Below are 11,200 nucleotides of genomic sequence, written 5' to 3' on the forward strand. Positions count from 1 at the left end.
TTGTAAAACTTTCTCTAAAAAATGCTTTAATAATAGATAATACAGTAAACTTTGAATTAATAAGTTCATATTTTTCTCTTTTATAAAAAAGTGTTTGAACCATTTGTTCAATTTTTTCATTCCATCGGTCAGTATATTGTTGGTACTCCCCGATTACATCAGTCCAAGTGTCAAAAACCGAGGAATGCTCCATATAATCATTCCACCCATTATATACTTTAGAAAAAGTCATATCTTCTTGGAAATCTGGAAACGTATAGCCACCATCAATTAAGATAACCCCTTTAATTTTTTTAGGGTACATTTTAGCATAGTGTAATGCTATATCAGCTCCCCAAGAATGGCCTAAAATATAAAAGGGTTCTTTTAAGACTTGTTCGAATACATCGTTATACCATTTTGCAAGACTTGAAAATAGATAACCATCTTCATTTACAAAAGGAGATGTGCCTCCGTGACCCGGATTATCAAACGACAAAATATGAAAATCATCTTCCAGGTATTCAGCTAACTCGGAAAAGACTGCCCCACTATTTCCAAGTCCGTGTAAACAGACTATTGTGGGTTTAGTGTTCTTTCCTAATTCGTAATAATGGACATCAAACTCTTTAACACATAAACTAATATCCTTCATAATACCCCCTGTTTAGAATTATTTATATTTGTTTATTTCTACACATTTTTACAATATCCCTTCTTCCACTAACCTGCACCGTTAGTTCAATAGCAACAATCTTTAAGAAAACAGCCTTTAATATTTTTCTAATAACTTATTTTCTTTAATTAATTTATTTGCATCTCCGATTACTGGCGAAAGGATTAGACCCTAGTCAGTGGGAGGGATATGAATATCCTCTTGCGGCGGGCATCGTTGAAAATGCGACAATTATTGATGAGGTAGCACTTTTTGAAATTATAAAAGAACAGGTAGTGAAATGGACTGGGAAACTACAGGATGTAGCGCTCGTGAATAAGCTAACAAGTAGTAAAATAGCAGCTATTATGCTATTAATAGCTTTAATAGCTGCTATTTTATTTGCTTTATATTACCTAAAATGAATGAAGTCTAATCGAAAGAAAGCGATGTGAAGCAACTTCAACAACAACTAGTTAAGTTAGATGAAAAGCAAGGAGTATCTACCTCAAATCTTTTAGTGATGAGACAAAAGCTACTGGAAACAAGAGCGATTGAAAAGGTTGTTTTAGATTTAGCTGAGACTGAAGAAGTAACAGGGACACGTGGAACAATTAGAGAAGGACGCCGATTTGACTTTAAAAGCTACTATACAAATAACAACATTCTATTATGAAGGACAAAAGCGCGCATACTTCAAATGTATGGGCGTCAATTAGTATAGGAGGACATAAAAATGGGAATTGCTTATACAATTACAGTATTTATTTTTGGGCTCGTACTAGGCTCATTTTTTAATGTAGTTGGCTTACGTGTGCCTATGAAGGAGTCCATTGTGCGTCCACCCTCGCATTGCACTTCTTGTAAAAGACAGTTGACGGCGCTTGATTTGGTGCCTGTTTTGTCTTATTTATTTTTAGGTGGAAAATGCCGTAGCTGTGGACAAAAAATTTCTTGGATTTATCCATTGATGGAACTTATAACAGGTGTATTATTTGCATTTTCTTATTGGAAATTAGGCTTTAGTGCAGAATTTTTTGTAGCGCTATTATTAATTTCATTATTAGTCATTATTGTTGTATCGGATTTTGCGTATATGCTTATTCCAGATAAGATACTATTATTCTTTTTACCATTGCTAGTTTTTGGACGCGTGATATCCCCTTTGTCTCCGTGGTGGGATAGTATAGTAGGTGCTATCGTAGGTTTTGGCATATTATATTGTATAGCTGTCCTATCAAGAGGTGGAATGGGTGGAGGTGATATTAAATTATTCTTTTTACTTGGTCTCGTACTCGGGACAATACATGCACTTCTGACGCTATTTATAGCCGCCGTGATTGGCATGATTGTTGGGATAGTTGTGCTAAAAGTAAGCGGCCAGGGAAGAAAAACTCCTATACCATTCGGACCATCAATTGCTCTAGCAGCTATTATAGTCTATTTCCATGGGGATGCGTTGATGAATTGGTATCTAGGATTTTGGTAATTAATCAGTCGGGGTCCTTCAATGATTAATAGTCTTCACTAACCGGGCTTTACAGGTAGTTTATTGCGGGATAAATCTTGTAGATCATGGAGGGGTTAAGATGAAACCAATTATCGGTATTACGGCTTTTGCAGAGGATGATTTGTCCTCAAGATTAAATGCTGCGTATAGCAAAAGTATAATTGAAGCTGGTGGTGTTCCACTTATAATTCCGCTTGGCGTGGAAAAGGATATATCGCAAATTTTATCATTGACGGACGGGTTATTACTATCCGGTGGCTATGATGTACATCCATTCCACTTTGATGCAGAACCTCATCCAAAATTAGGGAAGGTTCATCCAGAAAGGGATTCGGTTGAGCTTGCGTTAATCAAATCGGCCAGTATACGGAAAATGCCAATTCTCGGAATCTGTCGAGGGCTCCAAATACTAAATGCTGCGTTTGGAGGCACAGTCTATCAGGATATTGAAAGCGAGTACCATAGTCGAAAATTAATAAAGCACATGCAACAAGCGGCCCGAGGCGTTACTACACATCATGTTAATCTAACACCTAATACATTATTAAAAACGATTATTGAAGAAGAAAAAATTGCTGTGAATTCATTTCATCATCAGGCAATAAACGTAGTAGCAGAAAAATTGAAAGTGGTAGCAAAATCAAGTGATGGTATCGTTGAAGCGGTAGTTCACGAAGATCTACCATTTTGTTTAGCAGTACAGTGGCATCCCGAAGAGCTAGCCATTGCTGGAGATGAAGTATCAAAGAGATTATTTACTTCATTTGTACAGGCAAGCTTGAAGTTCAAGGTAGAGGCATGAAACTTTAGAAGCATAGAATTTTTTATCAAGGACAAAATAACCTTGGTGATAAACATGAAAAAAATAGAGTTGGTAGTGCTGGCTTTTTTACTGTTATATTTTCAATTCAACATGTAAAAGCCGGACATTATGACGATGACTTAGTAAGTAAATTTCTGATTGCGATGTCCAAAAAAGAGGAAGAACAACTAAAAACTTATATATCTTCAAATGTTACAATTCCAGAAATAAGAGAAGAGACGCCAATTAGTGGTTTTTCAGGCTTACCTTCACCTAAAGAGAATGTTAGAGTAGCCTTGGCTTATTTTAACGATGGAGAAAATATGCCTGAAAGAATAGCGTTTATATGGGAAATTACTTTTAATCAAGAAAAAGTTACAGATATTCGTGTTGTTTACGATGGTTACAATCCATTTATGAATGAATCGAAAATTATTAAGGAATATATGAAAAAGTATATAGTGAATATCCTGACGGTATCCCAATTTCCTTTTGACATTACGCATGTAAAAGGAAGTATAAACAATGATATTCTCCTAATAAGGTATCAAAATGTAAACTCACAAGGATTGTTACAAGTGAGAGTTGAACCCGATGAAGAGAATTTAAAGGCAGCAGAGGGTGAAAATATTTACACCTTAAAAAATGGAATAAAAGCATTGTATCAGCCGAACGTAAATCAACTGATTTTTGTTCATGACAGTTTAAAATATTCAATTAGTATAGTAAGTGAAATAACAGAAAATTTTACAGTGCAAGATTTACTTGAAATTGCAAATTCGATGTTTTAAAGGCTTATCATTAAAAATTGAGGATGAGGCGACTCCTTGGAGCGAGCCAGTAGGGGAGCGCAAGCTAAAGGCATCAATATGATAACGACTTCATATCGGAAAAACTCTAGTCGAAAACGTTTAAATTAACTAAATTCATTTCTTGTGTGTAAGGAATCCATATAAAGTGGATTCTTTTTTAATTCTGTACAATAAAGCTAAAAGAATATGAGAAAAAGAGGTATATGCTCCTCTGTGAACATAATATCCTCTTTTTATAATTTAATATTGAGATAACTTTTAGTGTACACGGCGATAAAGACCTACAACTTGCCCTAAAATAGAAACTTGGTCTACGATAATTGGCTCCATTGTTGCGTTTTCAGGCTGTAAACGAAAATGATTTTTTTCCTTAAAGAAACGCTTTACAGTTGCTTCATCCTCTTCAGTCATTGCCACGACAATATCCCCATTATCAGCAGTTGCTTTTTGTTTAACAATAACTAAATCTCCGTCAAAAATACCAGCTTCAATCATTGATTCACCCATAATTTCTAGCATAAATAACTGATCTTCACTTGTACCATAAATATCTGGTAGTGGAAAATATTCATCGATATTTTCAATAGCAGTTATCGGAGAACCTGCAGTAACCTTACCAACAAGTGGGACATGTATAACATGTTGCTTTTGAATAGAATCCTCTGGCTCTAGAATTTCAATGGCACGTGGTTTAGTTGGATCGCGTCGAATCAAGCCTTTTTGCTCTAAACGAGCTAAATGACCATGAACTGTTGAGCTTGAAGCAAGTCCAACAGCTTCACCAATCTCACGTACAGATGGTGGATACCCTTTTGCACGCACCTCTTCTTTAATGAACTCTAATATGGCCTCTTGTCTTTTCGAAACTTTTTTCATGATTGCTCACCTCTTTTTTCTAATCATTCTACTTATTAGTAGTATAACAGAATGCGAACACTTAAGCAAACATAGGTTCGAAAAGTGTTTGACAAAAACGTTTGTTCGCATTATTATGAGAACATATATTCCGAACAAACATTCTAGAAAAGGGGTTTTAAACATGAATTGGTTAAAGAAAAATCCACATATTACAACTTTATTAGGGGCTTGTCTACTATTTGCAGCATACCTTTTTATTACAGATCCAGGCGATGTTACGTACACAGAAATTGAAATTGCACATGGAGATAGCTTATGGTCGTTAGCCGAACAATACCGTGGTAAAATGAAATCGGATGAATGGATTCAGCTTGTAAAAACAGAAAATGAATTAACGAACGTACAAATTATTGCAGGTGAATCCCTAGTGATCCCGGTAGTGGGTGACCAAACCAATCCTATAAATTCAATTGAAATTGCGAGAAACGAAAAATGATTAATAATCAACAATCGGCTGTTGTCTATTGCCGTGTGAGTACAGAAAAAGAGACACAAAGTTCCTCATTAGAGCGTCAGCAGGAGGAGTTGATGCGCTATGCTAAAGAACAGGGCTACGAAGTCAAGCGTGTTTTTAATGACAAGCATAGCGGCTATGATGTGGAACGTGAAGGTTTACTAGAAATGCTCGATTTCATAAAAGAAAAAGAAATAACAGCATTATTTGTGCAAGATGAAACACGCTTAGGACGTGGAAATGCTCGAATGGCAGTGTTGCATTTATTGCAGAAAACCGAAACTGATGTTTTTTCTATGCGAGACGAGGGACCATTACAATTAAACGAAATGGATACGATGCTCCTAGAAATTTTAGCGATTGTAGAGGAGTACCAACGTAGAATTCATAATGCTAAAATACGTCGTGGAATGCGTCGTGCCGTAGAAAATGGATATCGCCCAGAAAACAATTTATCCAACCGTGGAAATCCAAACGGTCAAGAACGTAAGGATGTTCCTGTAGAAGAAATTATCAACCTACGCAATCGAGGCTTCACCTTTGAGGAAATTGCCATGACTCTAAGAGGTCTAGGCTTTAATGTAAGCAAAGCTACTGTCCATAGGAGATATCGGGAACATCAAGAAGGAAGCGAAATGAAATGAAGTTTTAATCAGTGGGAGTTTTATCGTCCCGCTGATTTTTTTTTAAAGCTTTAAGCTCCCAAGGTGAAGGATAGAAACGGCGAAGTGATGGATAGGATCGTCAAAATGACGGATAGAACGTCGAAAGTGAGGGATAGAATGAATAACTAAAATCCATTTACCATGTTGCATGGATATAGAACCGTATCCAGTAGAAAATGAAAAAATAAGAGAAGTAGCGATTTCTACTCCTCTCCTCATAAATTCTATATAATATTGAAAAACATTTATATCACCTATAACTAAGTTTTAATATTAATTAGAGCTAATTCGTTATTCTCGATACCAATTTTCATCAAAAGAGAGGTGTAGGGCTTTACCCACAGCAATGCCAAATTGTATAAAACCTCTACCTCTTGCAGTTATTATATTCCCATCTTGGACAACTAAATCTTCAGAAAAATGACTAAGATCGAAGAAACCTAACTTCTGCATACCTTCTGGTGACAATCCTACAGTATACTTTTTGTTTTTTAATACTCCAGCTATCGCTAAAAGAGATGGAGAGCTAGATATGCTTGCAATGATTGCCCCCTTGGCATTCACAGTACTAATAAAATCTATTAATTCTTGTTCATTTATTATTAAAGCTATATCCATACACCCTGGTAATATCAGGCTATCGATTTCATCAAGATTAACTTCATTTAATTGTTTATCGGCTATACATGATAAACCAGATTCTCCTTTAATTTTTTCACTGTTTAATCCAATAGTTACAAGGGGCTTATTTCCTTGCATTAATATAGATAATGCTACACTCAATTCATATTCACTAAATTGGGGATACAATAATACAGCGGTCTTTTTCATATAATTCTCTCCTCTATTTTAAAACGAAGATTTGGAAATCAACATGGTAGTAAAGTAGATATTATCAATCCCTGAATACCCATTCCTCATCTAAGACAGCATAGTAGTATTCATCCCACCACTCATCTCCATTTGGTATACATTTTTTAAAATAACCCTCACGTCTCATGCCGATTTTCTCCATCACTCGATAGGATGGGATATTTTCTGGCTGGCACGTTGCAATAATTCTATGAAGTTTCATATCATTAAATCCGTAGTCTAGTATAGCTCTTGCTGCTTCAGAGGCGTATCCATTATTGTAATAGTTCGGATTCAATACCCAACCAATTTCATACGTATGGTCACCAAAATATTGATGGAAAACAATATGACCAATTACAATATTTTCGCTTAGTAAAATAATTGGAAAGTAGTTTGCTTTTTCCCTGCTATTTTCTGAAACAAACTTTTTTGCATCCTCTTCATTAAAAACGCCCTCTGGAATATACTTCATCACATTTGGATTTGAAGTATATTTCCAGACAGCTTGCCAATCTTGAACCTCAAATTCTCTAATTAATAGTCTTTTCGTTTTGATAAACATTTCATTCCCCCAAGCATAAATCGATTGTTGTTTTGGAACCCTATAAATTAGTTATACACTTGTAATTTTTTAAAGTCATGCATTTTATGGTATTTATTTCAAAAACATAAGAATGAAAGAAAGGTTGGTATAACTGCATTTTAAGGGAAATCATGCTATACTTTGCATACCATATTCATTAAGATATGTACTGAAAGGTGTGTAACTATGTTATCAAAGGAAAAAATTAACCGAATTAATGAACTTTCTGCTAAGGCTAAAAGTGGTACATTAACAGATGCAGAAGCTAAGGAACAAACAGCGCTTCGCAAGGAATATCTAGATACATTTAGATCAACGATGCGTGAAACAATTGAAAACGTAAAAGTGGTAGATGCTGAAGGAAATGATGTAACACCTGAAAAAGTAAAACAAGCGAAAAAAAATAAATTTCTCAATTAATGTGACACATTTAAATCAATTACGCCTCGGCGTAATTGCGTCTGGATTTTTAATTGTGCGGCACAGTTAATTCCTTTTAAAATCACTGATATTCGCCGGAGGCATTTTCTTTATTCAGTTAGTCATATACAGTTCATTGCTGTGAAAATATTATATTTTAAATAAATTTTTTTACTGAATAAAGATAAAGTATGTAACAAAACGTTAATAGTATAACAAAAGCATTGTTTTCTGAAGCAATGTTTACTAAACTGTAAAAGAACAATATATAGGACGAGAAAGGATGTCACAAAATAATGACTCAACATGCGGATCAACTAGCGATTAATGCTATCCGAACATTGTCAATCGATGCAATTGAAAAAGCAAACTCAGGTCACCCAGGTTTACCGATGGGGGCAGCTCCAATGGCTTATACGCTTTGGACAAAACAACTTCGCCATAATCCGGCTAATCCAAAATGGTATAACCGTGATCGTTTTGTCCTTTCTGCAGGCCATGGCTCAATGCTTTTATACAGCCTACTTCATCTTGGTGGCTACGGCTTACCAATGGAAGAAATCCAAAACTTCCGTCAATGGGATTCATTAACTCCAGGACATCCTGAATATGGTCATACTGTTGGGGTAGAGGCAACAACAGGTCCTCTAGGTCAAGGTATTGCTATGACAGTTGGTATGGCAATGGCTGAACGTCATTTAGCAGCTACTTACAATAAACCAGGTCATGACATCGTTGATCACTATACATTCGCACTTTGTGGTGATGGCGATTTAATGGAAGGTGTAGCAGCTGAAGCTATTTCCTTAGCTGGTCACTTAAAGCTTGAGAAGTTAATCGTGTTATACGATTCTAACGATATTTCTTTAGATGGTGATTTAGAAAAATCATTCTCAGAAAATGTACAAAAGCGTTTTGAATCTTATGGTTGGAACTATTTAAAAGTTGCTGATGGTACAGATGTTGAAGCAATTAACGTAGCAATCGAAGAAGCTAAAAAATCAACTGGCAAGCCAACACTTATCGAAGTGAAAACTGTTATCGGTTTTGGTTCACCAAACAAATCAGGTAAAGCTGCTTCACACGGTGCACCACTTGGTCAAGATGAGGTCGTTTTAACAAAAGCAGCTTATGAATGGACACACGAGCCATTCCAAATTCCTGCTGAAGCATATGATACATTTGCAGAAGCTGCAAAAATTCAAGGGGCACAACCTGAAGAAGCTTGGAATGCTAAGTTTGAAGCATATAAACAAGAGTTCCCAGAATTAGCAGCACAATTTGAAAATGCAATGAACGGTCAATTACCAGAGGATTTCGCTTCAGAATTACCAGTTTATGAAGTAGGTAAATCAGTAGCTACTCGTTCTTCTTCTGGAGATGCAATCAATGCAATTGCGAAGAAAACACCATCATTCTTCGGTGGTTCAGCTGACCTTGCTGGCTCAAATAAAACTACGATGAAAGACGCTGGAGATTTCTCAGCAGACGATTATGCTGGCCGTAATATTTGGTTCGGTGTACGTGAGTTTGCAATGGGTGCTGCTATGAACGGTATGGCACTTCACGGTGGTCTTAACGTATTCGGTGGTACATTCTTCGTATTCTCTGACTATGTTCGTCCAGCTGTACGTCTTTCTGCACTAATGGGTCTTCCTGTTACTTATGTATTTACACATGACTCAATCGCTGTAGGGGAAGATGGTCCAACACATGAACCAATCGAACACCTTTCATCTTTACGTGCAATGCCAAATTTATCTGTTGTTCGCCCAGCTGATGCAAATGAATCAGCAGTTGCATGGGAGCTTGCAGTAGCATCTGAAAAAACACCAACTGTTTTAGTATTATCTCGTCAAAACTTACCTGTGCTTGACGCGTCTATTGATACAGTACGTGAAGGTGTTGCTAAAGGTGCTTATACAGTGTCTCCTGCTACAAAAGAAGTGGCAGATGCAATTTTAATTGCAACGGGCTCTGAGGTTTCACTTGCAATCGAAGCACAAAAAGCTTTAAAAGCTGATGGCATGGACGTGGCAGTTGTTTCAATGCCATCTATGGATCGCTTCGAAAAACAAGACGCAGCTTACAAAGAATCTGTTCTGCCAAAAGCTGTAACAAAACGTCTTGCAATCGAAATGGGCGCATCATTCGGCTGGCATAAATACACTGGTTTTGAAGGGGACGTTCTTGCAATTGACAAATTCGGCGCTTCTGCACCAGGTGAATTAGTAATGGAAAAATACGGATTCACAGTAGAAAATGTTGTAGCGAAGGTAAAAGCTCTATAATTAATAAAATACCGCAATACTCAGTGGGTTAAATCTCCTCTGAGTACTGCGGTATTTTTTCATGTTTAGAGGACTTCGCTAAAGAAATCCAAACAGCTGCACAATGAACTAAAAGCATTGCTACAAAACAGTAAAAGCCCTTGGTACTTCCTTCTATATTTAGCTCATCAGCAATAATACCACTAAACCAAAGAAGTTGACCTGTGATAATTACTGATAGGCTTGCAAAAAGTAAACAAAACCAAATTGATACTTTTTTTATAATCACGATAATGAGTAGCAAAACAGCAAAAAGTAGGGTGGCTTCAAAAATCGGATCAAGAAGTGAAAACGTATTTTCATTTACGAAATGCTTATAAGTAAATCGAGTATCCATGCAACCCCTCCTTAAAAACTATAACGATTTTGGTAATAAAAGGTTTCTTTGATTGAGGAATTTACCTGGTATTAATTTCCGTTTTGTATACAATAATAGAGTAGACATAGAACTAGAAATTAAAAGGAGAGCTAGTAATGAAAAAGTATAGCGTAGTTTTATTTGATTTAGACGGTACAATATCTGATCCTAAAATAGGGATAACGAAATCTGTTCAATATGCTTTGCAGAAAATGGGTATAGTTGAAGAAGATTTTGATAAGCTTGAAACGTTGATTGGGCCTCCATTGCATGTATCATTTCGAGAAATATATGGATTGAATGATGATCAAATACAGCAAGCGATTGCCTATTACCGTGAACGTTTTATCCAATTTGGCATGTATGAGAATAAATTATATCAAAATATATCCTCATTATTAGAATATTTACAGAAGGAAGGATATCAGTTAGCAATAGCTACATCGAAGCCAACTGTATTTGCAGAACAAATACTACAATATTTCAAACTTGAACATTTTTTTGACCTTGTCGCAGGGAGCAATTTAGATGGTACACGTTCAGCAAAAGGAGAAGTTATCGCATTTGTACGCGAACATTTTAATGAAGTGAATATCGATCAATATATTATGATTGGGGATCGTAAATACGATATTGTTGGAGCACATGAAAATCAGATTGATTCTATAGGCGTTACTTATGGATATGGTTCGCTTGAAGAATTAACGGATGCACAAGCAACATACATAGTGAACAGTGTAAATGAGCTGCAAGAACTTTTTAATAGATTAGGTTAAAAAAATACGAAACTACATTGGGAAAATGCAGTTTCGTATTTTTGGGGGAAAACAGATAGAATCGCTGATAAAAGGTTGGAAAT

Annotated in this window: 15 protein-coding genes; 10 read left to right on the forward strand and 5 right to left on the reverse strand. The window is 36.0% G+C overall.

Going from position 1 to position 11,200, the window contains the following annotated elements:
- Window positions 1–634: alpha/beta hydrolase (locus tag ACQKNC_RS12855; protein ID WP_427425229.1), on the reverse strand; the 634-nt coding region annotated here is incomplete at its 3' end.
- 158 nt (window positions 635–792) lie between these two features.
- On the opposite strand from ACQKNC_RS12855, the gene ACQKNC_RS12860 reads away from it, so the two are divergent.
- The 5 genes from ACQKNC_RS12860 (at window position 793) to ACQKNC_RS12880 (ending at window position 3,737) form a co-directional block, all read left to right on the forward strand.
- The gene (locus ACQKNC_RS12860; protein ID WP_427425230.1) at window positions 793–1,059 is read left to right on the forward strand and encodes a hypothetical protein; all 267 of its coding nucleotides are present in this window, start codon (window positions 793–795) and stop codon (window positions 1,057–1,059) included.
- Window positions 1,060–1,085: 26 nt separating this feature from the next.
- Window positions 1,086–1,310 (forward strand): hypothetical protein, encoded by a 225-nt coding sequence (locus ACQKNC_RS12865; protein WP_427425231.1) that lies wholly within the window; start codon window positions 1,086–1,088, stop codon window positions 1,308–1,310.
- Between the two features lie 60 nt (window positions 1,311–1,370).
- On the forward strand, window positions 1,371–2,123 hold the full coding sequence (locus ACQKNC_RS12870; protein WP_427425232.1) for a prepilin peptidase: 753 nt from the start codon (window positions 1,371–1,373) through the stop codon (window positions 2,121–2,123).
- A gap of 100 nt (window positions 2,124–2,223) precedes the next feature.
- Window positions 2,224–2,946, forward strand: a complete 723-nt coding sequence (locus ACQKNC_RS12875) for a gamma-glutamyl-gamma-aminobutyrate hydrolase family protein (protein WP_427425233.1) — start codon at window positions 2,224–2,226, stop codon at window positions 2,944–2,946.
- A gap of 164 nt (window positions 2,947–3,110) precedes the next feature.
- The gene (locus ACQKNC_RS12880; protein ID WP_427425234.1) at window positions 3,111–3,737 is read left to right on the forward strand and encodes a hypothetical protein; all 627 of its coding nucleotides are present in this window, start codon (window positions 3,111–3,113) and stop codon (window positions 3,735–3,737) included.
- 279 nt (window positions 3,738–4,016) lie between these two features.
- Here the strand turns inward: ACQKNC_RS12880 and lexA are convergent, their stop codons facing one another.
- Window positions 4,017–4,634, reverse strand: a complete 618-nt coding sequence (lexA, locus tag ACQKNC_RS12885) for a transcriptional repressor LexA (RefSeq protein WP_427425235.1) — start codon at window positions 4,632–4,634, stop codon at window positions 4,017–4,019.
- A gap of 163 nt (window positions 4,635–4,797) precedes the next feature.
- Between lexA and yneA the strand changes: the two genes are divergently transcribed.
- Window positions 4,798–5,112 carry a cell division suppressor protein YneA gene (gene yneA / locus ACQKNC_RS12890; protein ID WP_427425236.1) on the forward strand — a complete coding sequence of 105 codons (315 nt, stop codon included), beginning with the start codon at window positions 4,798–4,800 and terminating at the stop codon, window positions 5,110–5,112.
- Entirely contained in the window at window positions 5,109–5,774 is a 666-nt protein-coding gene (locus tag ACQKNC_RS12895; protein ID WP_427425237.1) for a YneB family resolvase-like protein, read from the forward strand. The genes yneA and ACQKNC_RS12895 overlap by 4 nt, the downstream gene beginning before the upstream one ends.
- A gap of 312 nt (window positions 5,775–6,086) precedes the next feature.
- On the opposite strand, the gene ACQKNC_RS12900 is transcribed toward ACQKNC_RS12895, so the two are convergent.
- Together ACQKNC_RS12900 and ACQKNC_RS12905 are read right to left on the reverse strand one after the other, a co-directional pair.
- The gene (locus tag ACQKNC_RS12900) at window positions 6,087–6,626 is read right to left on the reverse strand and encodes a DJ-1/PfpI family protein (RefSeq protein WP_427425238.1); all 540 of its coding nucleotides are present in this window, start codon (window positions 6,624–6,626) and stop codon (window positions 6,087–6,089) included.
- A gap of 64 nt (window positions 6,627–6,690) precedes the next feature.
- Window positions 6,691–7,212, reverse strand: a complete 522-nt coding sequence (locus ACQKNC_RS12905) for a GNAT family N-acetyltransferase (protein WP_427425239.1) — start codon at window positions 7,210–7,212, stop codon at window positions 6,691–6,693.
- A 207-nt stretch (window positions 7,213–7,419) separates the two neighbouring features.
- Between ACQKNC_RS12905 and ACQKNC_RS12910 the strand changes: the two genes are divergently transcribed.
- The gene (locus ACQKNC_RS12910; protein WP_427425240.1) at window positions 7,420–7,653 is read left to right on the forward strand and encodes a DUF896 domain-containing protein; all 234 of its coding nucleotides are present in this window, start codon (window positions 7,420–7,422) and stop codon (window positions 7,651–7,653) included.
- Between the two features lie 296 nt (window positions 7,654–7,949).
- Window positions 7,950–9,944, forward strand: a complete 1,995-nt coding sequence (gene tkt, locus ACQKNC_RS12915) for a transketolase (RefSeq protein ID WP_427425241.1) — start codon at window positions 7,950–7,952, stop codon at window positions 9,942–9,944.
- A gap of 28 nt (window positions 9,945–9,972) precedes the next feature.
- Here the strand turns inward: tkt and ACQKNC_RS12920 are convergent, their stop codons facing one another.
- Window positions 9,973–10,320, reverse strand: coding sequence for a hypothetical protein (locus ACQKNC_RS12920; RefSeq protein ID WP_427425242.1), 348 nt, complete (start codon window positions 10,318–10,320; stop codon window positions 9,973–9,975).
- Window positions 10,321–10,457: 137 nt separating this feature from the next.
- Here ACQKNC_RS12920 and ACQKNC_RS12925 point away from each other — a divergent pair, with 137 nt between their 5' ends.
- Entirely contained in the window at window positions 10,458–11,117 is a 660-nt protein-coding gene (locus ACQKNC_RS12925) for an HAD family hydrolase (protein WP_427425243.1), read from the forward strand.
- Window positions 11,118–11,200: the final 83 nt, after the last annotated feature.

Source organism: Lysinibacillus sp. NPDC094177 (assembly GCF_050279145.1).
Lineage (GTDB): Bacteria > Bacillota > Bacilli > Bacillales_A > Planococcaceae > Lysinibacillus.

Bases quoted from the DNA above. Each gene is read 5' to 3' on its own strand.
- tkt (WP_427425241.1), top strand. From the start codon at position 7,950: ATGACTCAACATGCGGATCAACTAGCGATTAATGCTATCCGAACATTG.
- ACQKNC_RS12905 (WP_427425239.1), bottom strand. From the start codon at position 7,212: ATGTTTATCAAAACGAAAAGACTATTAATTAGAGAATTTGAGGTTCAA.
- ACQKNC_RS12870 (WP_427425232.1), top strand. From the start codon at position 1,371: ATGGGAATTGCTTATACAATTACAGTATTTATTTTTGGGCTCGTACTA.
- ACQKNC_RS12880 (WP_427425234.1), top strand. From the start codon at position 3,111: ATGTCCAAAAAAGAGGAAGAACAACTAAAAACTTATATATCTTCAAAT.
- ACQKNC_RS12895 (WP_427425237.1), top strand. From the start codon at position 5,109: ATGATTAATAATCAACAATCGGCTGTTGTCTATTGCCGTGTGAGTACA.
- ACQKNC_RS12925 (WP_427425243.1), top strand. From the start codon at position 10,458: ATGAAAAAGTATAGCGTAGTTTTATTTGATTTAGACGGTACAATATCT.
- ACQKNC_RS12920 (WP_427425242.1), bottom strand. From the start codon at position 10,320: ATGGATACTCGATTTACTTATAAGCATTTCGTAAATGAAAATACGTTT.
- ACQKNC_RS12875 (WP_427425233.1), top strand. From the start codon at position 2,224: ATGAAACCAATTATCGGTATTACGGCTTTTGCAGAGGATGATTTGTCC.
- ACQKNC_RS12910 (WP_427425240.1), top strand. From the start codon at position 7,420: ATGTTATCAAAGGAAAAAATTAACCGAATTAATGAACTTTCTGCTAAG.
- ACQKNC_RS12900 (WP_427425238.1), bottom strand. From the start codon at position 6,626: ATGAAAAAGACCGCTGTATTATTGTATCCCCAATTTAGTGAATATGAA.
- yneA (WP_427425236.1), top strand. From the start codon at position 4,798: ATGAATTGGTTAAAGAAAAATCCACATATTACAACTTTATTAGGGGCT.
- lexA (WP_427425235.1), bottom strand. From the start codon at position 4,634: ATGAAAAAAGTTTCGAAAAGACAAGAGGCCATATTAGAGTTCATTAAA.